Raw genomic sequence first — 24,209 nt, 5'->3', positions numbered from 1 at the left:
TGGCGAGCCCCATGGCTCGCCGAACTGTGGTGACCAGTGAACGGCGCGGCAGGTTTGGCCGGGAGCGTTCATTGAGGGGTTCACGTGAACACCGGCAAACGCGAAGGGGGTTCACCAATGAACCCCCCACGCGACACTGCTGTGACACCATGAGTACTCGCCGTAATTCTCGGGTTGGCAGGGGAGCATGAGCCGAGAACCGAACGCTCAGTTGATCGCAGTCATGGACGAAGCGAAGGTCTCCAACAAGGGGCTGGCCAAGCGGATCAAGGACGCTGCCGCCCAGCGAGGCATCAGTCTCGGCACTACACACATCGCTGTGCAGCGCTGGCGAGACGGCGTCGGCATCAAACCGGAGACGGCAGCGATCATGGCCGACGTTCTCAGTGCCAAGCTGGGCCGCCACATCGCACCGGGCGACCTCGGTTTCTTCGACCACGCTCAGCCGACCGCCCCCGAGCCGATCGGGTACCCGAGCACGGTCCCCGACGTTCTGGCGGTGCTTGACGGCCTTGCTCAGGAGCATGCCGACACGCCCGTCTCGGACCGATTGATCATTGCGGAGGCCGACCTAAGCTCAGCCGTCCTGTCATGGATGATCGACCGGCCCGACGGGGTCCAGGCCGACAGGCCCGCACATCAACGAGTCGGCATGCGCGACGTACGCGCGATCCGGGATGCCGCCTCCATGTTCATGCAGCTCGACTTCAAGTACGGCGGAGGCCACGGCCACAAGGCATTACGCCACTACTTCCGTCACGAGGTCCTTCCCCTGCTGAACGCCAGCTACAGCGAAAAGGTCGGCACAGCGCTCTACGGGGCCGCCGCCGAGGTCTCCCAGTTGCTCGCGTGGACCGCATACGACGTCGGTAACCACCGACTTGCCCACCGCTACCTCACGTCCACACTACGGCTGTCCAAGGTCATCGACGACCGGATGTTCGGGGCGCGCATCCTGGGCAACCTCAGTCACCAGGCCAACTACCTGGGCAAGCACACTCAAGCCATCCAGCTTGCCCGCGCAGCCGTTGAGGGTGCCAAAGGCCGAGCCACCCCACGAGCCATGGCGAACTACTGGGCGATGGAGGCCCGCGCACTCTCCAACGCCGGCGACCGGGCCAGAGCAGCCGAGGCGATGAACCAAGCAGAACGACACTTCGAGCGGGCCGAAAGCGCCGATGACCCGGCATGGTTGAGCTACTTCGACGACGCAGAACTCTTGGGCGAGTTCTGCCACTGCTTCCGGGACCTGAAGATGCGACGGGAAGCCGTCGAGCACGCACAGCGGGCCGTCGACAGTACCGATCCGCAGTACGCCCGCACATTGGGCTTCTGCCGGATGGTGCTCGCTCAGAGCCAGCTACTGAACGGCGAGCTGGAAGCCGCCATCACCACCGCGAACCTTGCCGTAGACGGCGGCGATTCCCTCCAGTCCTCCCGCTTCCAGCGCTACGTCACCGACTTCCAAGCCGAGGTGAGCTCGCACGCCACTCACCCCGCCGTCGTCGCCTTCAACGAGCAGCTGAGCGAAGCTCTCGCCCGCTTGGACGACGAGGACGAGGACGAGGACGAGGACGAGTAGCGGCTACCAGGGACGCCAATCCCGCGGTGCATCGTCGTTGCGCAAGCCAGCGATGCGCCGACGGTACTCGGTTGCCGTCTCCTCGCTCTCTTGCACGTTCTGCATGAGCCACGTCGTCATGCCGAACTCTTGGAGCCGGCGGAGCGTGTCGTAGCCGTGCCAGTCGTACAGGTCCCGCCCATACGACCGCACGAAGTCCGCATACTGCTCATCGGTCTGCCACCCAAGGCTGTGATGCTCGACCGCCGTGACCATCAGGTCCCACTCCGGGTGATCGAAGCAGAAGGCCTCGAAGTCGATCAGGAGCACCTCATCCCGATCGTTCACCATGAGGTTCTGCACGTGAGCATCACCGTGCACCGGCCCCTTCGGAGTCTCGAACCTCAACTCCTCGAACTGACCGCGCAGCTCCTGCCACCGCTTGCGGAGGAACACCCGGTCATCGTCTGGGATCGATGCCTTACTGATCCTCAGCTCTTGCTTGTCGAACGGATCGAACGCAGGCAGCTCAAGACCTGCGGGCACCGTCATGGAGTGCAGGTCCCTCAGGATGCCGCCCAGTTCACCGTACGTAGCCTTACGGTCGCCCTCCACAATGAGACGCCAGAACGTCACCGGGTGGCCGTCGATCAGAAAGGGCTGTTCCAGGCCGTCAACGAGTCGGGACGCCGGGAACCCCTCTGCGGCTAGCCACCTGGCAACGGCAACCTCGACACGAGCCTTCGGCAACCACGGTTCGCCCCGAGCCACTCGAATGATCACCGGCGCCGTGGCCAGTCGGAACAGCGCGTTTTCTCCCAGCCGGATCAGCTCAGCGCCTCTGTCATCGAGTCCCGCAGCCCGGCACGCGGCACTCATCACCCGCGTAGCCCTGGCCGACGTGAACCCCTCTTCCGATCGAGCAGCGTCAACCGCCATGCCCGTACCAGCTCCCCTAGTAGCGCGCAATCAACCAGTGCGAGCCTCGGGTGACCAACCCAACGCGCACCGGACACACGAGCACGACGGTACCCAGGAACAGACGGTCTCAGCGAGGGCGGGAGCTCTCAGCTTGGGTTTTCTGGCTGCAGTTGCTGCGCTGACCTGCGGCGAGGTATTGGAGCCCTGGCGGTACCTGTGCTCGGTCCCCGCCGTTCCCCGTAGTTCCCCGCACGATCTGGCGCGCAAATGGCACGGCCAGTTCGCTGGGAAGAATCTTGGGCGGAAGCTCGGTCTTGGGTCTGAGTCTCGGCCGACGACAGTCAGCCACGACAGCAGAGCGTTGAGCTCGTTCCCGGACCTCGAGACGAGGAGTTCGGAGTTCAGCGCACGGAACAGAAAAACCGGGGCGCCATTCCGAATGCAATATCGGAAAAGTGGGACGTTCGTACCATCCGCCTTTCTGCAGGCGGCGCTTTACCTGGTGAAGTCGGAGTCCTGGGCAGACGACTCCGGATATCATCCACTGCTTTCTCGGATGCCTTAAAGTACCTGTCAACCAGGGATCCGCCGAACGCGAACGCAGAGACCGAAGCGCCTTGGACGAGCGATATTCGCACACCGCCCGAAGGGCTCACTTCCGCCTTCCTCACGGCCGAGCGAGGGATCCGAGTCGACCCCACCAGATTCTCCACGACGAGAAAATCCGGCAGCAAAACTATCCGACTCGTTCCGATCCTCCTCAAGAGACAGGTAACAAGCAGGAGGACAGACCCAAAAAACCAGATGTCCCTGTAATTGCTCCGCCCCATGGAAGACATCACGGCGAAAGGATATGGAACCCACGCCAGGAGCGCGCCGATCCATGTGAGGAAGGGCCAAGAACTTGCGCGTCCCACAAGCAGCGCAACCGTTTTGATCACCAAATCGTTGATCATCCTCTGCTCATGCGGGAGAACCTTATCACCGTGCTGCGCCGAAACTTCGTCCGCAGTCTGCCCACTTAGTGAAGGGCCAAGCGTCACATCGCAGAGCCTGCCTTCATCGACATTATGGACGAGGACCGGCGTGCTACCAGCGAGTACATAGTACGTGTGCCTAGCGGCCCCACTCTACCCGCCTCTTTTGAGGTCAGCTGCCTCTATAGGCTTTGGGGGCCCACGGATTCTGCCGCACGGCTACTGACAGAGATGTAGGCTATCCCGCATTATCGGTCGGACGTCCCTCGCAGGAGCAGAAACGGCCCGCCGGGCATCCGACGGGCCGTTTACGACGCGTGGGATAATCCGCGCTCAGGCTGGGTCTTCGTAGAAGTATGCCTCCTCGGCGACCCTCTCTGCCTCATCTATTCCAATGGCGACCTCGAGTGCGTCGAAAACCTTCTCGCGCAGCCGCGCAAGTCGCTGCATCACTTGCCGGTCAGCCATGTAGTCAGCCAGGATTTCCGGACGGTACTCGCCAGTGCCCAGTCGCGAGAAAATTCTGTCAAAACAGACCACGTATTCATTTAGATCCTTAGCCGCTTCGATCGCATCGGCCAATGGAATTTTCACCGAGGGAGCTTCCATCATCGCCTCACAGTGACATTTGAAACCTCAAGGTCGCCCTCTGCTACCCATTCCGTAAATCCGTACTTGGCATTGTATCGCGACGCCACTCGATCCGCCGGAACATCAAACTCGAGCACCTTGTTTCCTCGACCTCGACCGATGCCCAGAGTGCTTTCCGCATCCCTTGGGCTCATCGGCTTCCCCTTGGCCGGCATCAGAAAAACCTTATTCTGATCACTAGCCTTGATTACTCCGCTCTCGGAAATTCCGCTTGCACCCTTCGAATTTGTATAGTGGCGCATACGGATGGTATTCGAAGCGGATGCACCGTCTGCACCGGACGGGCAATTATGCACGAGGACCGGCGTCGCTCCCGCGAGCACATAGTACGTGTGGAGTTGCTGGACGGTGAGGTTGTACATGTCCGCGGCGCCGGGGCGAATGCGGATGGTGAGGATTCGGGCGTGGTGGTTGGTGGCGGTTTCGAGGTTGTGGCCGGGCTTGAGGTGTCCGGCGCGTATCCAGGTGTGGGTGGTGTCGTCCCAGAAGGGGTGCTTGGAGGTGGTGTGGAGGACGTCGGTGTGGTGGGGGCCGGTTTGAACGGTGACGTCGACCAGGTCGTTGTCGTGGTTGATCCACAGGTGCTGGACGGTTCGGGGGCCTTGGTGTTTGCCGGTGTTCGGGTCACCGGCTTCGACCTTGTCGCCGGGTTTGATCTTGGCGATGGGTTTGGTCTTACCCTGTGACATCAGCACGCGGGTGGCGGGGCTGAAGCTGAGTTTGCAGCCCTCGCTGAGGAGGTCTTCGCCTCCGGTGGCCAGGTCGGTTGCTCCGTTCTCGGCGCCGTCTTCGAGTGCGCGGGCTCCGAGGAGTTCGACTTCGTCTTCGCCGCCCGTGGCGACGGTGAGGAGGACTATGCCGGCTGCCTTGGTGCAGCCTCCCCAGGTCGGGTCTCCTATGCAGTCGACGACGTCGGAGGCGCCTGACGCGTGGTAGACGAACTTTCCTGCGTCTCCGAGGAAGTCCATGGTGCTGTGCCACCAGGAGTGACCCTTGTCGTGGGGTGCCTGTGGCTTGGGGATGGGGTCGGAGAGGTGGTCGTCAGGAATCCGGGGGGCTACATCGCCGGGCCAGTAGCTGCCGCGTTGGCTGCCGTAGTCGGAGGGCTGCCAGCCGTAGTCCGTCCACGGCATACAGTCGCCTTCACATTGGTCCTCGCTGGGGATGCTTTCGTGGACTTCATCGATGGTGCCGCCGTTGGCCGTGCAGTTCGAGTAGTGGGCGCAGTTGTCGGGCCTGAGGCCTGACGGGTCGCTCTGGTTGATGGGGTTGTTGCCGGCGTAGCTGTAGCCGTTGAGTTCCTGGGGGCTGGTGGCTTCGAAGAGGGGGTCGAGGCTGATGAAGCGTGCGGTGGTGGGGTCGTATTGGCGGGCGCCGACGATCGTCAGGCCCGTGCTGGCCTCTGTGGCGGCATTGAGGAAGCCGCGGGTATCGGTCCAGGTGACGGTGGTGCCGCGGGGTGCGCCGTAGGGGGTGAACTCGCGCCAGGTGGGGGTCTGTGCGGTGGAGTCGAGGGCGATGCCGTTGGTGCCGTGTTGGTCGGGGATGTCGAAGGTGTAGGTGCTGGTGGAGCCGCTGGCGGTGGAGGCGGTGCGTTCGGCGGTGCCGCCGCCGGGGAGGGGGTAGTAGCGGACGCTGTTGACGGTAGCGCTGGTGGTGCTGAGGGTGAGCTGTTCGCCGGGCAGGTAGAGGGTGGTGCTGGAGGGGCTCTTCTGGAGGAGGAGGTTGCCGTCGGCGTCGTAGAGGTATTTGCTGTCGCCCTTGCTGCCGCCGGTGATGGCGGTCAGCTGGCCGGCGTCGTTCCAGTTCAGGCTCTGGGTGCCGTCGGCGGGGGTGGTGCGGGTGATCGTGTTGCCGGTGCTGTCGTAGGTGGCACTCGTGGACGAGGTGCTGCCGCCGGTGGTGCTGGTGGAGGTCAGCGTGTGGGGCTGGTTCTTGTTGTTCTCGTCGTAGCCGTAGCTGGTGGTGGTGTCGGTGCCGCCGGTGGTGGAGTGGTCGGTCACGCTCTGGCGGTTGCCGAGCGCGTCAAGGCTCCACTGGGTCCAGTAGGTGCCCTTCGCGTCGAGGGTGTCACCGATGGTGGAGTGGGCGCTGGTGGTGGGGGTGGCGGTGCAGGAGTCGGTGGCGGTCCAGGCCTGGGTGAGCCGGTCGAGTTTGTCGTACTGGTAGCACTGGGTTTCGGTGGAGGTGGTGGAGCCGAGCCGGGTGGAGGTCTGCTTGGTGATGTTGCCGGCCGGGTCGTAGGTGTAGGCCTGTTCGTCGACGTTGGTGGGGGTGGCCGTGGACCGTGTCACGAGCTGGTCGGTGAGGTTGCTGGTGTGGGGGTCGTAGGTGTTGGTGATGTACGCCTCGTTGGAGCCCATGCCGATGGTCTCCTGCTGGACCCGGCCGTAGGCGTCGTAGGCCGTGGTTTGTGCGTAGCCGGACGTACTGCCCAGGCCATCGGGGAGGTCGAGGGCACCGGAGTACGTGTGGGAGACGAGTTCGCTAGACAGACCGCCAGCGGAGGGGTACACGTCACGGAACGGCAGGCCGGTCGTGGTGGTGTAGGTGTGGGTGAAGGTGTAGCTGGTGCCGAGTGTGCCCTCGCTGGAGGGGATGGTGACTGTCTGGCCCAGTGATTCGCCGAAGACGTTGAAGCCCTTGGACTTGGTGTTGTAGGCGGCGCCGCTCCAGTAGGCGGTCTCGTTGGTGAGATGGCCGATGGGGTAGGTCATGCCGGAGACGGCGTTGTCGGAGTTGTCGTACACCCAGGAGGCGAGTTCGTTCGACGAGGACTGTGCCGTGGCGGCGGCATCGTATTCGCCCGTCTTCCGGTTGAGGGCGTCGTAGGTGAAGCTGATCGTCTTGTTGCGGGAGTCGGTGGACTGGGTGACGTTGCCGTTGTTGTCGTACAGCATGCTGGACTTGCCGGCGTCCGGGTCGCTTTTCGCGGTGACGTGGCCCAGCAGGTCGTAGGTGCTGCTCCAGGTGCTGCCGCCGGCGGTGACGGTGTTCTGGTTGCCGTGGCCGTCGAAACCGTAGGCGGTGGGCTGAGTGGTGCCGCCCTTGACGTACCAGAGGCCGGTGAACGTGTTCGACGGCGTCGTCAGCGTGGGCGCGCTCGTGTATTCGTCGAGTTCGGAGGTGCGGCCGAGGGGGTCGGTGACGGTCGCCTTGGTCACGCCGCCGGTCGGGGGGATGACGGTGGTGCGGTCGCCGTTGTAGACGGTGGTGGTCCGGGAGACCTCCACATTGTCCTTCTCCGACTGGTCGATCACCGGGCGGCCCAGACCGTCGTAGGTGAAGTAGTCCTGGTCGGGGACCTCATCCTTGAGGTCGGCGGCGGAAACCAGGGTGGTGTTCGGGGTGGTGGCCGAGTCCCACCACCCGTTGTAGGTCGCCGACTTCCAGCCCCGTGAGTCGTAGAAGGTGTCGGCGACCAGCCTGCCGCCCTGCGGGGTCGGGGTCTGGGTCTGCCGCACCCGCAGCAGCGCGTCGTAGAGGGTGGTGGAGGTCTGGTAGCCGGATTCGTCGTTCAGCTTGTTCGTCGTGACAGCCGTGACACCTGTGTTGGACACCGTGTAGGCGTAGGTGTAGTTCGCCGAACTGGTTGTGGCGCGGGAGTTCAGCCACACGCCGGTGAGCCGGCCCAGGGTGTCGTACTGCGAGGTGGTGACCACCCCGTTGGGGTCCTTGGCGGTCAGCGTCAGGCCGCGAGCAGGGTCCAGGGTCGTGGTGGTCGCCTGGTTCAGGGCGTTGGTGACGGTGGTGCCGGTCGTCGAGCCGTAGGCGTCGTCGGTGTAGGCGGTGGTGGTCGCCTTTCCGTTCGCGTCGTACGCGGTGGTCACCCGGCCACGGGAGTCAAACACCTGCGCCGCACTGGTCTGCCAGGTGAACGCACCACCGGAGTACCCCGACGCCTTCTGGACGACAGCCGGGTCGCCCTTGGTCGGGGCGCTGGTCTGCGGGAACGTCGGGGAGGCGGTCTGCGGCCAGGTCGTGGCCATGGTCTTGTCGTCGTAGAACGTACGGGTGGCGGACACCACCTGGTCCGGGCGGGTCACCGTCAGTGGGGCGGTCAGCGTGTTCACCGAGCCGGGCACGCTGCTGGTGCTGCCCTCACTGAACCCGCCGCACGCCACCGAGTCCGTCTCGGCACTCGCCGCCAGCCCGATGAGGTTCGCGCTGGTGTTGGCCGGGGCGTAGCTGGTGGTGGTGCACCGGTTGTAGGCCGCATCCGCTGGCACGGTGTGCGTGTACTGGACGGTCTGAAGGCCGAAGTTGGTGTCCGTGGTGGTGGCGTCGTAGGCGGTGTCGGTCTCGTTGATCCGCCACGTGGTGGTCCCGCCGTCGGTCAGCGCCTGCCGCGACCACGACTCCACCGGCTCCACCATGTTCGCCGTCAGATCAGGCAGGCCCGAACGCGAACGCGTGGCAGTGGCCGGGGACACCCAGTACGAGCTGATGGTGGAGTGGTCCACCGGACCGCCGTTGCCGAGGTAGGAGGTGGACTCCAGAGCATTCCCGCTCAGCTGGTCCAGGTCCTCGTGACTGCCGCCCTGGGAATCGGTCAGCTGCACCGCGGTGGTGTTGTTGTCATCCGACATGCCCTGGTAGTACGTGGTCTCGTCCAGGTTCTGCTTGTCATTGACGCCGTCACCCTTCAGGGTCTTGACGTCACCGTATCCGCGCCACTGTCCATAGGTGCGGTACTTCTTCTTGACGACCTCGTTGTCGTCGTAGTGCCAGGCCGGCTTGGCATACGTGTAGGAGGTGGCCATCGCCACGGCACCGCCGGTCGGGTCGGTCTGCGTGACCTTGCTAACCGTGTACTTGTTGAACCAGTCCAGGATCTGCGCGCTGTAGCCCGCCGGTGTCCAGTACACCGGATAACAGGAGGACGTGTTGGACGACGGCGTGATGGTCACGGGCGCCGAGCACGCGGCGGTCTGGCCGTACTGCACGCCGATCACCGAACCGGTCTCCGTGGTGATCGAGGAGATACGAAACCGGTACAGCGGCGGCAGACCGTCCGTCACCGTGTCCACACGGTTCTGCAGATCCACCGCCCCGAACGACACACTCGGAAGACTCTTGGAAGACGTGTCCCCGCCTGCGCCGGTGTCCTGACCGGTGCGAACGATGCCGGACAGCCACAGCGTCGCATCCCCGTCACCGGACGTCGGCATGGTCTGCGTCAGCGCCCAGGAGTCCACCTTCGCATACGCGGAGGAGGAGGCCGCGTACTGCTCGGTGGTGACAGAGGTCAGCCGGACCGTGGAGAAGAACGACGGACTGTGGGAAGCGCACGTCGCGCCGGACGCACACACCAGGTCATAGGGCACGTCAGGCCAGTTCGCCTTGGTGGACGAGCTCAGTGGCGAGCAGGTGCCGGACACGCACCTGTCACCGGTCGCGAACAGGACCTTGTCGGGCACGGTGCCGTAGGCGCCGCCGTCGGTGTAGCCGTAGTCGATGTGGTCCAGGTGCGAGTCCCGCACGTAGGACACGTTGTGGGCGCCGTTGTCCTCGCCGTAGTAGTTCGTGTCCTGCTTGTAGTAGTAGGACATCGCGTCACCGTGCACGTCGGTGACGTAGTCGAGGTTCCAGCGGTAGGCCATGGCGCACACCGAGGAGGTGAACCCGGAGGAGCTGTAGCACGGGTCACCGGAGTGGGCCGAGTACACCGGCATCGAGTCGACCGAGTTGGTGGTGGCCTTGCCCGACGACCAGCCCGGCAGCTCGTTGCGGCCGAAGAAGTACACCTTCCCGTTACGGTCGGTCACCGTCCAGTAGTCGGTGTTGTAGGTGCCGGAGCCGTTGTTGGAGCTGGTGACGTGCTTGACCACCGCACCGTCATCGTTCTGCGGCTTCCACACACTCTTCGAGGAGTCCCACACCAGCGACGTCGTCGACCCGCCGAGCGACAGCGTCAGAACCGGGCCGTCGTAGCACTCGTCCGAGGTGGAAACCGGCGAAGCGGTGCCCTCGGGACTGTCCGAACAGGAGACGAAGGACTGCTCGATGTACGACTGCGGCGTGCCCCACCCGTCCCCGACCCAGGAAGACTGGGCCTGGGTCGCGGCCGTCTGGCCGTCCACCGACCCAGAGTCGTAACCGAGAGAGAGATCAGGCGTCAGCGAGGAAGCCGACGAGGGCACGCTCATCGGGTAGGAGTAGGTGAACGAGCCGGACGAACCACCCCCCGACCAGGACCCGGACGGCCTCAACGTGGTCGCCGCGTACGTACCCGACGACCCACCACCGTCCCCATCGTCCGAGCCGGACACAGCCGCCAGCACCATCGCAGACGGAGTGGCAAGAGTTGCCGACGTAGCCGCGCTCTTCCCGCTCGCCGAACGCGATGCACTCGATCCGGCGGCCGTCTTCGCACCTGCCTGGGTCTTCGAACTGGCTGGGCCGCTCAGCTTCAGGGATGCCGAGAGCGACTTGGCTGCCGGGTCGTTCTTCGAGTCCAACGGGGTCTGGGTGCGGCATGCGGCACGCTGCGGCGTGGTCAGGGCGCACGCGGGAAGCTTCACCAGATGCAGCCGGGAGCCGAAGTTGCCGCCGTAAGCCTGCGCGAAGCCGGAGTAGTCCACACTCAGCCGCGCCTCGCCCTGGCCCGTGGTTGAAGGGGCAACGGTGAACAGCACACCGTTGACGCCCGCATTCGCCGCCGCGGCAGTGGAGGCGACCTTCACATCCGCCGAAGCGGGACCGGTGTACGCGCCGTGCTTGGGGGCGATCGCGTGGAGCGACACGGGTATCCGAGCCGGACTCGAGGCCGTCTTCACACCGCTTCGCGCCGACGCGCCGGTGACGGCGACGGTCGCCGATGCGGCCTGCGGGAGAGAGGTCGCGGTGGCCTTGTAGTGCCGAGTGGCCTCGTTGCGCGGCTTGGCAAACCGCGTCGGCACGGACCTGACGCCCTTCACCGACGGCGTGGGCCGCAAATGCGGAGCCGAAGTGTGGTGTTTGAAGTGCACAACGTCTGCACTGGCCGTACCTGCAGACGCAAACAACGCCCCCACCACGAGGAAAGCAGTCAGCTTGGATCTGCCCAGACGGCCACTAAATCGCCCCCCACCCCGCATGAACACCCGTACGACCTTCCGTCAGAAAAATGCGCTAAGCGCCAATTCACAGCAAACGCACAACATGATCACTTTGCGAATGATCGATGAGAGATTTTCACGAGCTGATCACGATTCGGGGAAAGAAGCGGCAATGGCATCGCAAAGCATGCCGACAAATCGGATTTTAGACGCCGAATGAACCTATGCCGTAGATCACTTGAACTGCATTGGATGTGAAGGTCCCTTACATTGACCCCTTGGTCCGGAAAGTCTCCCGGGTATCGCAGAAGGGTCCTACCTCTCGTGTCCTCATCACGTGCAAGACGGGCGATATGTCGCGCCGTCAGCGCGCCCGCCGCAGCGATCACACTGATCGCAGCTGCCAACACACTGGCTACCGCGCCCGCATACGCCGCCGCTCACCCGTCGGCAAGCTCCGCATCCCACAAGGCCAGCTCGGCGCCCGGGCATGGATCGAACGGTTCCCGTAAAGCGGGGTCTGCGGTGTCATTCGGGCTGACGGCCGAACAGGCATCGGCTCGGGCGCGCAAGACAGGCAAGGATGTCGGGGCGACGGCCGCAACAACGGAGTCCAGCACTCTGACGGCGCATCCGAACGGCACGCTCACCCTCACTCAGTCCCTGGCCCCGGTGCGCAAGCGGGTAGGGGATGTATGGAAGAAGCTGGACCCAACGCTGCACAAGGACGCGGATGGCAGCGTCTCAACCTCTCTCACCGGCAGTGATCTGGCGCTCTCCGGCGGCGGTACGGGGCCCCTGGCCACCATGGACAGTTACGGCCGAAGCCTGGCCGTCAGCCTGCCCATGCGCCTTCCCGCTCCGGCCCTGTCCGGGGCGACAGCCACCTACAGTGAGGTACTGAAGGGCGTCGACCTCAAAGTCACTGCGGACGCACAGGGTGGTTTCTCCGAGGTTCTGGTCGTCAAGAACGCCCAGGCGGCGGCCAACCCGGCCCTGAAGAAGTTCACCCTGGCCACCCATGCCGACGGACTGGGGCTCTCCTCCGACCGCGCCGGCAACATCACCGCAGCCGACCGCGCCGGGCACCCGGTCTTCACCGCTCCCGCACCGCAGATGTGGGACTCAGCGTCCTCCTCCCAACTCTCGGCCGCTTCTGTGGTCCAGGACCCGATCACCGGACGGCGCGTTGACCGTGTCAGCGGCCTGCCCGTCGCCTCCTCCGTCCAGGGCCCCGGAAAGGCCGCGCACCACGCAGCCATCACGGCGAAGGCCACAGGCAAGGGCATCGACCTGACCCCTTCAGCGTCTCTGCTGACCAGCCCGAAGACGGTTTACCCGCTCTACATCGACCCGAGCTTCACCGCCCCGTCCGCCGGCAGCAAACTGCAGGCGTGGACGCAAACCAACTCCTATTACCACGGCTCGAGTTACTGGAAGTCGTCCGATCTGCTGCGGGTGGGTGACCAGGACTGGGACTCGCCCGTCTTCACCGCACGCTCCTTCGTGCAGGTCGGTGTGCCCTCCCAGATCTACGGCTCCACCGTGCTGACCTCGCAGCTCAACTTCACCGAGGAATGGTCGCCGTCCTGCACCGCCAAGCCGGTGCAGCTGTGGAAGACGGGCACCATCTCGTCCTCCACCACCTGGGACAACCCGCCCAGCATGATCAGCGAGGTCGACTCGCAGAGCCATGCATACGGCTGGAGTTCGTCCTGCCCCGCCGCCAATATCGGTTTCGACATCGGCGACGTCATGCAGAGTGCCGCGAACAGCAAGACGGGAAACCTCACCTTCGGGCTCAAGGCCGGAGACGAGTCGGACAAGTACGGGTGGAAGGAGTTCGCCGACACCATCACCGTGTCGACGACCTACGACCACAAGCCCGACACCCCCACCCATCTGACCACCTCGCCGTCGACCTCCTGCCAGGACGACATGGTCGTGGGTGACGGCAACGTCACCCTTTACGCGGGCACCTCCGACTCCGACGGCGGCACGCTCGGCACGAGCTTCAAGCTGACGACCCATGGCAGCGGCACCGTCGTCGACCAGTCCGACTCCAACTCCCTGACCGGGCAGTCCGGTTCAACTGCGGTCTACGTCATCCCCAAGGCGGACCTGGAGGGCGCGGCGGGCGGCAAGGTCACCGAGTTCGACTGGAACGTGGCGGTTAGCGACTTCAAGTACTTCGGCGGTACGTCGACCACGTGCCATTTCTCTTTCGACCCCACCCGCACGGGTCCCCCGGTCATCGCCCAGCCCACCAGCAGCACCGTCGGCCAGCCGCTCAGCGTCTCCATCGCCCCACCGGGCAAGGGCACTACGCCCTCCAGCTACGAGTACCAGCTCAACGGTGGCGCCCCGGTGAACGTCACCGCCGACTCCTCCGGTGACGCGACCATCACCGTCACGCCCACCCGGCACACCAACGTCCTTTCGGTATCCAGCCTCTCCGCCGGCTCCAACTACGGCGACACAGCCGCCGTCCACTTCGACTCCGCCAACCCTGCGAGCGCGCAGGCCGACGGCGACCTGACCGGTGACAGCATTCCCGACCTGCTGACCGTCGGCGGCAAGAACGGGCTCTCCTCCGGCTTGTGGCTGGCCAACGGCGCATCCGCCACCGGCAACGCCACGCCGAGCGGGCATGTGGTGTCTTCACCGGTCGACATCGGTGTGAATGGCAGCGGGCTGACTTCCAATGGCTCGCCGTCCGACTTCGATGGAGCCATCGCGTTCACCGGTGCCTTCACGGACAGCGGGTTCCAGGACGTCCTGGTCTACTACCCGAGCGGCAGCAACGCCGGCACCGGAGCGGTCCTCAGCGGGAACGGCGACGGCTCGGCCCTGAACACTCGCTACAACGAAGACGTTAAGAACATCACGTCTGGCAGCTTTCAGGACATCTACGGCGACGACAGCACGCCCGTCCAGCTCGCGAACGCCGGAACGGCCTCCGACAGCGGCAGCCCCTACCCCGACCTGATCGGCGTCTCCGGCAACGCGACCAACGGCTACGCGCTCAACCTCTACCAGGCGCAGGCGACCATTCGCACCTGGATCGCCTTCCCGCTCACCGTCAACGCCAACACCCCTGACGGCACGGCCGACTGGAACAACTGGACCCTGTCCACCATGCAGCTGCCCGCCAGTGGTGGGGGCAGCAGCACGGCGATGTTCCTGTGGAACAAGTCCACCGGCCAGCTCCACCTGTGGGAGAACCTCGCCGCCGACCCCTACGGCGGCACCCTGACCTACACCGACTACCCCATCGCCACCGGCTTCCACACCGGCCAGGACCTCACCCTGCAGGCAGCCGACATCAACGGCGACGGCACCCCCGACCTGTGGACCACCGGCACCAGCGCCACCACCACCGCCAACCTCTTCACCAGCCTGTCCACCACCAGCACCGCGGCTCTCAGCCAGAACACCGACATCCTCAGCACTCCTAGCCACACCTGGGCGCTCAACGACGCCCAGAGCGGCTCCATCACCACTGCCACCGACTCCTCCGGCGCCCTCAACGCCACAGGCTCCGGCGATGCCGACTGGACAGCCGGTGATCTCTTCTCTCCTGCCGCGAATTTCCAAGGCACCGGCAGCCTCGCCACCACCAGCCAGACCGTCTCCACCAACAGCGACTTCACCGTCTCCGCCTGGGTAAAGCCCACAGCCCTCGGCGGCTATGTCCTGGGCCAGAAGGGAACTCACACCAGCGGCTTCGCCCTCTTCAGTGACGCGGCCACCAAATCGTGGCGCTTCGAGATGCCCACCGCCGACACCAACAGCCCGACCGAGGACACCGCCGATGCGGCCACGATCCCCGCTCAAGTCGGCGCCTGGGTACGCCTGACTGCCACCTACCAAGTCTCCACCGGCCGCATGACCCTCTACCTCAACGACGTCGCCGCGGCCCAGGCCACCCACACCACCAAGTGGAACGCCATCGGCCCCCTGACCATGGGCGCCTACCTCTACAACGGCACTCTCACCGGCCACTTCTCCGGCGACGTCTCCGACGTCGAGACCTACCCTCAGGCGCTTAACGCGAAGCAGGTGGCCGTCCTGGCCGGCAACCCCGGCCCCACCAGCTACGCCCACATCAACGACGGCCACGACTTCAACAACGACTCCAACGCCGACGTCATCGCCCAATGGGCCAACGGCAGCCTGCACCTGTACACCGGCGCGCCAGGCTCACAGCTGGTCTCCGGCGGCCAGCTCTGGGACAGCAGCTGGGCCACGATGCGCCTGATGGCAGCTGGCAACTTCACCGACTCACAGGACGACAACGCCGACGTCGTCGCCATCTGGAGCGACGGAACCGCCCACCTCTACACCAGCGACGGCAACGGCCACCTCACCAACGCCGGACAACTCACCGGCGGCGCCACCTGGGGCACCATCGTCCAGATCGCCACGGGCGACTTCAACGGCGACGGGCACACCGACCTTCTCACCATCTGGGGCGACGGATCCGTGCACGTCTACCCCGGCGACGGCAAGGGCAACATCGGCAGTGCCTCCGCGAACATCTGGCCCGACAAATCCTGGAGCTCCATGAAGCTCCTGGGGGCCGGCGACTACAACAACGACGGGCACTGCGACCTGCTCGCCGAGTGGTCCGACGGCAGCCTTCACCTCTACACGGGCGACGGAAACTCACACCTCACCCAAAGCACCCAGATGTACGGCGGAAACACCTGGACCACCGTCAAGGGCATCATTCCCGGCGACTTCAACCACGACGGGCTCACCGACCTCGTCGCCGTCTGGGGCGACGGAACCGTGCACCTCTACACCGGCGACGGAAACGGCCACCTCGCCGCAGGCTCCACCATGTGGCCGGACAACACCTGGAACACCATGGGCCTGATCGCCTGACAGCGCACAGCCCCTCAGTGAAAGCCCTGCCGGTGGACCAACCGACCACCGGCAGGGCCCCCTTCCCGAAGAGCACAGGCTCGAACGAACTCCCCACAGACGCCGGCAATCCGGACGCAGCCCCGCCTCGTCCAAGATCCCACCGATGGACACCACGCAGCGTGCCGTACACCCCCGGGCCAGTCCCGCCGACGGCATCGCCCCATGAGCCATCGGCACCAGGGCCCCGTACCACCCACGCATCTGTCGGCCGTGGTCCCGGGCCATCGCACCCGCACGGCGTCTTCCCCACCGAACACCGCCTGACGCGACACCAACCGCGTTCCGGCAGAATCGAGACACACGCACATGAGAACCCGCTGGCGTTCCTGCGCCATCGTTGCCGGCAGTATCGGAGCACTCGCCTGCCTCCTGCCCGCGCCCCTCGCCACCGCGGACACCTTGCCGCCCAAGATCTCAGCCGGAGTGGCCGGCCCCGGCTCCACCCCGGCTGCCAGCCTCTACGGTGCACCCGGAGACATCTACCTCCGCGTGTTCCATCCCCCGACGCAGGCCGCCTACATCCGGCTGGTCATCCAGCCCTCAACCGGCCAGAGCGGAGGCCTGGCGCTGCAGATATCCGATGCGGCGGGCAACGTCCTGGCCACCAAACCGGGTCCGAGCGCGGGTTCTGAGGAGATCGACCTACCCACCACGGCCGACGGCACCGCGGCCGGGCCCCTGCAAGCCGGCACCACAGACCTCAAGGTCGCCGTCACAGCCCCCATGGCTCCCGCGTTCCAGGTCAGCGCCTCCATCATCGACACCACCACCGGCCAGGACCTCGCCGACTCCAACACCTCCGCCCTGCGGGTCTCCGAACCCCTGCTGCAAACATCCGCCGGGAAAGGCGACTCCTACCCCTACTGGGGCCCGAACAACCCCGTGACCATCGTCGGCGGCACCGAACTCCCCGTACGCACCAAGCTGCTCATCGACAGCCAGGGCATGCAGAGCCCCATCACCGGCGGTCACCTCACCCTCACCGTGCCCGCCAGCCAGCTCACCGCCGCCGGTTTCACCGCACGCCAGCTCGCCGCCACCGCACACTTCACCCTCGGCGACACCACGACCGCCATTCCCTGGACCCTCGGAGCCGACGGCTCACTGAGCGTCCGCTTCCCCGACTTCGACCTGCCCGCCGGCAACAGCAACAACCTCGACCCCACCTGGCAGCAGATCTTCGACCTAGTCGCCGCCCTCGGCGTCCACCCCGGCACCGTCACCGGCACCCTGCGCCTTCAGGACTCCGCAGGGCGGCTGTTCACCACCAGCCAGGTGGCGATCCGCTTCACGAACCCCGACCCCCACGACCTGGACCTCGACGGCAAGCCCGACCTGCTCGCCCGTGACAGTCACGGCACCCTCTGGCTCTACCCCGCCACCGGCCACCCCACCGCCCCGCTCGGACAGCGCGTCAACACCGACCAGTACCTGGGCTGGTCCCAGGACAACGCCCTCGTCGTCCCCGGCGTCATCGGCCCCTGGAACACCGCTGGCCTCCTGGTCCGCAACACGAGCACCGGCCGTATGGACCTGTACCAAACCAGCGGAGCCGGCCTGGTCGGGCCCACCCACCTCGCCGGCACCTGGAACGGCTACTCCCTGCTGATCGGCGCCGGCGACCTCACCGGCGACCACTACGGCGACCTCCTCGCCCGGGACAAGACCGGCATCCTGTGGCTCTACCCAGGCACCGGAACCAGCACCGCTCTAGGCGCCCGGATCAAGATCGGCTCCGGCTGGAACATGTACGACAGCCTCGTCGCCGCCGGCGACCTGACCGGCGACGGCAAGACCGACCTCCTCGCCCGCGACACCACCGGCGTCCTTTGGCTCTACCCCGGCACCGGCACGACTTCACGTGTCTACGGCGCCCGGATCAGGATCGGCAGCAGCTGGGGCATGTACAACACCCTCGTCGGCATCGGGGACCTCAACGGCGACGGCAGGCCGGACCTCCTCGCCCGCGACAAGACCGGCATCCTGTGGCTCTACCCCGGCACCGGCCAGACCACCCGCACCTTCGGCGCACGGACCAAGATCGGCACCGGCTGGGGCATGTACAACACCCTCCTGTAACAGTCCCGGCGCATCCCCTAACCCCGCTTGTCCCTTTCCAGTCCCTCTCCGTGTCGGCACACTCACCGAGCGCGCGCCCCTTGACGACCGGGTGGAGCGCGCCACGACGCAACTGGGCGGCATGGGCGTGTACTCAAGGGACAGCAACAGCCCCCTCCCGATCAGAGAGGGGGCTGTTGCTGGGCGACAACTCAGGGTGGCAGGGGTTCAGACCCACTCCACCTCGGAGACGATCTGAGGCGAGCCTCCAGAATCCGGCAACGGCGTGCGGGGCTCCGCCTGCGTCGCTGGCGGACGGGGACGCACAACGCCGACCGCAGCCAGCGCAGCCGCCACCTCGTCCTCACTCACCCCCGCCAGCGCCTCCATAACCCGATCGAGTGCCTCGCTCACGTCAGTGTGCGTGACCACTCGAAGCAGGCGCCTGACCAGCGTTCTTGACCGTCAACGGCAGCAACTTCTTGCCGGTCGGGCCTACTTGTACCCAAGTATCCATCTGCGGGCACACCGCGCAGTAGACGTAGCGCATGCTGGGGTGGGCGCACACCCGTCGATCGCAAGGCGATGAACCGTCAACTGCCGGGCTCAGAAGCCGAACGCACCCGGTCGCGTAGTGCAGCTCTCGGGGCAGATCGCCATCTCGATGTTGCCGTAGACCGTACCGAGGGCGCCCGGCGAAGGGCGCCGGGATGTACGGGATGACATCACCCAACTGCCTGACCGGCGAGACTATTGCTGTACGAACGAGATTTGACTGAGGAAGGCATCGACCAACTGGCCCGTGCCTACCCGTACGCCAACGCTGACCATCTCCACGAGCGCACCCGCAGCGGCCTGAACTACGTCACCAAGCAGCTCGAAGGCCGAATGACCCTCCGCCAGCACCGCGAACTACTGGTCGACACCGGATGGCTGTTCCTGCTCAACGCGTGCGTCCAGTACGACCGGGGCCAACGCGAGGCCGCCAACCTCAGCAAGGCAGCCGCTCTCCGCATCGGCGACGAGGCCGGACACGGCGAGATCAAGGCATGGGCATGGGAGATCGAGGCATGGTTCGCCCTCACGCAAAGCCGCTGGCAAGACATGCTCATCGCGGTCGAGGCCGGGCACATGGCCGACCGGACGCACTCCGTCGGCGTGCAGCTCTATGCCCACAAGGCCTGCGCCGCCGCCCGCATGGGTGATGACCGACTCGTCCGCGAGTCCCTCGACGCCGGGCGCGCCCGCCTGGACCGGCTCCCTCGGCCCGATCACCCCGAGCATCACTTCATCATCGACCCGGACAAGTGGGACTTCTACGAAATGGACGCCTACCGTCTCCTCGGAGACGACGAACGTGCCGCCGCCCACGCCCGCTCAGTGATCCGCATCAGCACCGGCCCCGACGGCACCGAGATCTCACCCACGCGAGCCGCCGAGGCCCGCCTCACACTCGGAGTAGCAGCCGCCCGCACAGGCAACATCGAAGAAGCCATCGGCATGGGCAGCCCGGCCTTGGACGCCGACCGCAAGTCCCTCCCGTCCCTGCTTTTAGTCGCCGACGAACTGGACAAGGAACTGCGGTCTCGATACCCCCCGCGAAGCCGCCACCCGTGACTTCCACGAGCGGGTCGTGACCATCAAACGAGGCACTACCAAGCAGGAGCTCCCGTTCTAAAAGCGATCCATGCCCAACCTCAAATTACGCTCAGGGATTGATCGACTACTTGTCGTGCACACGCCTGCGACATATTCTCTGAGTAGTCGACCGCCGGGGGGGCGGTCCTGCAGAAGGGTGTCCCATGGGCATCTATGCACGTAAGACTATTATGTCCTCCTCTGCGGCTTTGCTGCTCTGTATGGCTGCGGCCGGGACATCTGTGGCAGAAACCGGGGAAACGGCGCCACTCGCCATTCAGACCGCAACCCCGACGGATTCACCGACTCCCGAGGCTCCCAATCCCGTGGACACCAACGACGGTCCGGCCGACGACGTAGTTGAGACGCCGATTACGGAAGCTCCGCACAATACCCCTAGTCGATGCGATAATCCATACGAGACCTGGTACACCATCACTGGAAAGTCCGCCTACTTCGTACCATCTTGGTGGAACGGTACAGAATACAAGGACGGTCCGGGGGGAAGCATGACCGTCAGCGTCACTAAAGCCGGTACCATCTCGGCCAGCGTAACAGGAAGTGCCGAATTCTCGGCTGGCGCGATCATCGCGAAGGCGAAGACCAGCGTGAGCGCTACCATCGGAGCTAGTTTCGCTATTACGGTTGGCCATCAATATTCCCACGATATCGCCAGGTCGAAATACGGACACCTCCAGTACGGATCATGGGGTTATAAGGTGTCGTGGGCGAAGTACCACACCAGCGGGGATGGCTGCAGGGCAGTGAAGGCTGCGACTGGAACGGCCACACTCCCCACAAAGTCCGTTGGCTGGAAGTACTGGGAAACTTCATCATGACCATCGTACGAGATCTACCGACACGCCGAGCCTGGCTTACCGGGTCCGCTCTGGCCGCGAGTCTCTTCCTCGCAGCCTGCACGTCTTCTGAGACGTCGCACCAGTCCGCCACTCCCAACTCCACGGCACCCACCTCCTCCCCCGGCGGTGCAAAGCCATCCGCACAAGCATCAGAGCGGAAGCTCACCGCTCAAGTGAACGCGGCCATGGACGCCACCAGCGCTGGCGATAAGCAGAACTCTGTCGCATCTGGGGTGGAGCGAGTCCAGGACGGACTGCATACGCAGCCCGGACTGATCAAAGGGAAAGAATACCGACTAGCAGTCGTATGCGCGGGAAGCGGAGACGTGGAAGTTTCTTTCACGCCTGCCGAAGCTACGAAGCCAAAGATTGTTCCCTGCGATCAGTCCGTGGCATTTGTGCGCTTCTCGGGATCTCCCGATCTACTCGTTGATGTAGCCGGGAAGCCCGGAGCAACGGGGATGATCGCCTGGAGAGTAAGCAAAGCCTGATCACCGGCGGGTCGTTGGCCTTGTGGCGCTTGGCGTTCTCGCCGTCGCCGTGACCCTGCATGCGGCCGCCCTCAGGCCAGCTGCGGTACGAGCCACTACAGTGGTGGCCTTACTCTCCCACCTCATGACGGGCGACTGACTCCGGGGCGCCGACAGGCAGGGTCATACACGAGGCTTGAGTGCCGCAGGCTCCAACCAACCTCCGCTGACTCTCACCTCTTCCCACGCGCCTTGAGATCACCGAACACCTTTGAGCCCCTTCTAGTTAGGAGGGGCTCAAAGGTCACCTGCGACGTCACTGCGAGTTCACTGAGGCATGACCGAGCTGGACCGGTCCTGTTGTCAGGCCGCTTCCGGATCAGGTTGGCCCGAGTCTGTCCCCTGCTCGGGAAACAGTTTGTGAGCGCGGCTTGACGTGGATCAAGCCGTCGTGCGTGTCACGGGCGGTGGGCGCCGTTCGACGAGTGCGTCATCCTATGAGCGCAGGTGGGCCGTCAGTTCGTCGGCTCCGGGGTAGTCCCGCTCCTGGGGCAGCAGTTCGGCCGCAGAGTGCAGGTCGCCGCCACTGACGAGCGCGTGGATCTCGCGGGCAAGTGGGGTCACGTCGTTGATGGAGACCGTCCACTCGTCGGCGTAGCGACGTACGGCCTCACCGGAGAGCCCGAGTTGCAACGAGCGGTAGGGCAGGGGCTGAAGGTGCAGATCGCGCTCAGGGTCCCACTGGACGCGGGCCGGGGCGCGCTTCAACTGGCGATGCCAGGTGCTGCGATCGGGATGCAGACCACGTACGTAGCTCGACAGACACGCGCTGCGCAGCGCCCACTCGAAGCCGTCCCGAGTGATCTCGACGGCAAGGACGGTGTCCTGTCCTGGCTTCGTGCCCCAGCCGCAGCGGTACATCATCCATAGGAACGAGGGCTTGATCCATGTCATCCGATCCCGCTTCCACGCGGCGGGGAAATGGCCCTGGTGAACTGCGGGCAGGCCGATGTTCAAGGAGTACGCCTGGTAGACAGTGACCGTGGATGCCGTGTGGTGCGCGCGGATCCTGCGTTGCGGTTCTTCCATGGCGTAGAGGGTGAGGCAGATCGATTCAGGTCGGCCATTGATTTTCGAACCTCACGGGGCTGGTGCCCTCGTTCCTCGGCGGGCGTGATACCGGTTGGGCACGAGCACCCCGGTTCGTCTCGGATGGGTCCAGCCCCCTGCCCAGCCGAGTTATGAGTGCATGAGCAGTGCTTGACTGATCTCATCAGGAGGAGTCGCTAACCTCACGGTGGCCGTGGTGATCGCAGCACCTGTCGTGCCGGCGGTGCTTGATCGTGGTGGGGTCGGTGGCGGTGTGGGTGGTGGTATCGCCGCCTCCGGTGACGGTGGCTGTGTTGGTGACGTGGGCAGGGGCGTTGCAGGAGACGCGCACCTTCAGGGTGATGGGTGGGTAGCTGCTCCCTGCGGGGAGGACGTCGCTGCGGGTGCAGGTGAGGGTGGATCGGATGCAGGTCCATCCCGTGCCGCGGATGCTGTCGGCCCTGAGCCCTGCGGGGAACGGGGCCGACCGTCGGTGATGTCGTCTTCGCCACGCGTGTGTGTCTGACGGTGGACGAGGACTCTGCACGGTTTCTATGCACATCAAGGCCATAGACGGAGGCGGCCGCCCAGCTGTGACGTAAGACGTGGTCATTTTCCGGCCAGCCGTGCCCCGGGGCGGCATAAGGGCTCCGCGACCAGGCAAGATCGCGACTATCGTGCGCGGGTTGCTTCTGTTACGGATGGAGATGGCAGGGGCACCACAATCGAGTGGCTAAGGTGCTGCTGAGGGGTTGACTGCACGGAGGGGGAGGACTTGGTGGCCGACAACACGGAGGACCCGCAGGCCACTGCCGCTGCGCTGGTATCGGCAGCTGGCGCGCTTGCCGCGTCCGGCATCGGGCTGATCGCAGGTGTCGGTCCCGCCATGGCCCAGCAGCTGCGGGTCGAGGGCGAGACGCTGACGACCTTCAAGAGCCGGGTGAACGATCTCCTGACCCGGTTGGAGAAATCCAAGGCCGCGCCGCACAGGATCGCGGACGGTGCCATGCCGACGGGGCGGTTGGGCGACTTCGACGAAGCCCACGCACTTCACGGCGCCTACACGCAAGTGCATTCCCAGCTGGAGAACCTGTCCAAGATGCTGGCACTGCAGATCGAGGGGCTGATGGTCACGGTCGACGCGTCGAAGGCCAACTACCACAATCTCGACGACGACGTTCGCGATCGCCTGCACCGCATCCGTGTCGAGGCCAACAAGCTGGCTGTCGATCAGGGTCGGTTGGGAGCAGAGGGACACGCCGGCGGCGGGGCAGACGGAGCCGGCAACGGCGGGCACGGGGCAGCGCCGGACTCGCAGGCAGGGGGCCTGTGACGTTCGTGGTGATGAGACGGTGCGACGGGATGGTCTGGACAGGGAAGGCGGCGTGGCTCCATGTCTGATTTTGCCAGCAGCATGTGGGAGACGATCAAGCAGGAGCGGTTCCTGGTCCAAGACCCCGAACAGCTGTGGGCCATGGTCGATTCGGCCGACGGGCCGACGGCTAGCGGGCTCGGCGAGCTGCTGACGGAGGCCGCCAAGACGATCCAGGAGATCGGCGGCGACCTGCTGACCCACAGCTTGGCGGTCGAGTGGGAAGGAGCGGGCGGGGAGGCGTTCCGGGCTTGGTGCTACCAAGCGGCGCTGACCACACTGAGCCTGGGCGATTACAGCGAGAACGCGGGCAAGTGGCTGGGCCACGCGGCGGACACGCTGCACGAGGTCAAGCCGCAGATTGAGACGCTGCGAAACCAAAGTGTCAGCGCGCGCTCGGTGCTTGACGCCCATGCGGCGAAGGCGACGAATGTCGGCGACCACGACGGCGGTCCGTCGGACTCCACGGTGACGAAGGCCAAGGCGCAGTGCGCCAACTCCCGCACCGAGGCCGGCGGCCTCATGATGAAGCTTGCCCAGTCGTACACGGCTTCGACGGAGCAGATCACCGCGCTGGAGGCGCCGAGTTTTCCGGAGTTGCCCAAGCAATTCGTGCCGACCACGTTCTACGGCACCACAG

Annotated in this window: 11 protein-coding genes; 6 read left to right on the top strand and 5 right to left on the bottom strand. The window is 65.3% G+C overall.

What is annotated here, in order from left to right:
- Positions 1–187 precede the first annotated feature (187 nt).
- Positions 188–1,582 (top strand): sporulation protein, encoded by a 1,395-nt coding sequence (locus ABZ845_RS26030; protein ID WP_360983743.1) that lies wholly within the window; start codon positions 188–190, stop codon positions 1,580–1,582.
- Positions 1,583–1,585: 3 nt separating this feature from the next.
- On the opposite strand, the gene ABZ845_RS26025 is transcribed toward ABZ845_RS26030, so the two are convergent.
- The 3 genes from ABZ845_RS26025 to ABZ845_RS26015 all read right to left on the bottom strand — a co-directional run bounded on the left by ABZ845_RS26025 (position 1,586) and on the right by ABZ845_RS26015 (position 11,012).
- Positions 1,586–2,500 carry an aminoglycoside phosphotransferase family protein gene (locus ABZ845_RS26025; protein WP_360983740.1) on the bottom strand — a complete coding sequence of 305 codons (915 nt, stop codon included), beginning with the start codon at positions 2,498–2,500 and terminating at the stop codon, positions 1,586–1,588.
- 1,292 nt (positions 2,501–3,792) lie between these two features.
- Positions 3,793–4,071, bottom strand: a complete 279-nt coding sequence (locus tag ABZ845_RS26020; RefSeq protein WP_360983738.1) for a hypothetical protein — start codon at positions 4,069–4,071, stop codon at positions 3,793–3,795.
- Positions 4,068–11,012 (bottom strand): polymorphic toxin-type HINT domain-containing protein, encoded by a 6,945-nt coding sequence (locus ABZ845_RS26015; RefSeq protein WP_360983735.1) that lies wholly within the window; start codon positions 11,010–11,012, stop codon positions 4,068–4,070. Before ABZ845_RS26015 ends, ABZ845_RS26020 begins: the two co-directional genes overlap by 4 nt.
- Before the next feature lie 663 nt (positions 11,013–11,675).
- Between ABZ845_RS26015 and ABZ845_RS26010 the strand changes: the two genes are divergently transcribed.
- The 4 genes from ABZ845_RS26010 to ABZ845_RS25995 all read left to right on the top strand — a co-directional run bounded on the left by ABZ845_RS26010 (position 11,676) and on the right by ABZ845_RS25995 (position 20,617).
- A complete protein-coding gene (locus tag ABZ845_RS26010; RefSeq protein WP_360983732.1) occupies positions 11,676–16,040 on the top strand; it encodes an FG-GAP-like repeat-containing protein in 4,365 nt (1,454 codons plus the stop codon).
- A gap of 348 nt (positions 16,041–16,388) precedes the next feature.
- Entirely contained in the window at positions 16,389–18,161 is a 1,773-nt protein-coding gene (locus ABZ845_RS26005) for a VCBS repeat-containing protein (protein ID WP_360983729.1), read from the top strand.
- Positions 18,162–18,911: 750 nt separating this feature from the next.
- The gene (locus ABZ845_RS26000; protein ID WP_360983726.1) at positions 18,912–19,757 is read left to right on the top strand and encodes a hypothetical protein; all 846 of its coding nucleotides are present in this window, start codon (positions 18,912–18,914) and stop codon (positions 19,755–19,757) included.
- Positions 19,758–19,942: 185 nt separating this feature from the next.
- Positions 19,943–20,617 (top strand): hypothetical protein, encoded by a 675-nt coding sequence (locus tag ABZ845_RS25995; protein ID WP_360983723.1) that lies wholly within the window; start codon positions 19,943–19,945, stop codon positions 20,615–20,617.
- 986 nt (positions 20,618–21,603) lie between these two features.
- Here the strand turns inward: ABZ845_RS25995 and ABZ845_RS25990 are convergent.
- On the bottom strand, positions 21,604–22,197 hold the full coding sequence (locus ABZ845_RS25990; protein ID WP_360983720.1) for a DUF4291 domain-containing protein: 594 nt from the start codon (positions 22,195–22,197) through the stop codon (positions 21,604–21,606).
- A 778-nt stretch (positions 22,198–22,975) separates the two neighbouring features.
- On the opposite strand from ABZ845_RS25990, the gene ABZ845_RS25985 reads away from it, so the two are divergent.
- The gene (locus ABZ845_RS25985) at positions 22,976–23,530 is read left to right on the top strand and encodes a hypothetical protein (RefSeq protein ID WP_360983717.1); all 555 of its coding nucleotides are present in this window, start codon (positions 22,976–22,978) and stop codon (positions 23,528–23,530) included.
- Between the two features lie 332 nt (positions 23,531–23,862).
- Here the strand turns inward: ABZ845_RS25985 and ABZ845_RS25980 are convergent, their stop codons facing one another.
- Complete coding sequence (locus ABZ845_RS25980) at positions 23,863–24,192, bottom strand: hypothetical protein (protein WP_360983714.1); 330 nt, start codon at positions 24,190–24,192, stop codon at positions 23,863–23,865.
- Positions 24,193–24,209 lie beyond the last annotated feature (17 nt).

The sequence above is a fragment of the Streptomyces sp. NPDC047022 genome, from assembly GCF_040644155.1.
Classification (GTDB): Bacteria; Actinomycetota; Actinomycetes; order Streptomycetales; family Streptomycetaceae; genus Streptomyces.
The sequence above is the reverse complement of the archived record's forward strand: the minus strand, read 5'-3'. Positions and strand labels throughout refer to the sequence as shown.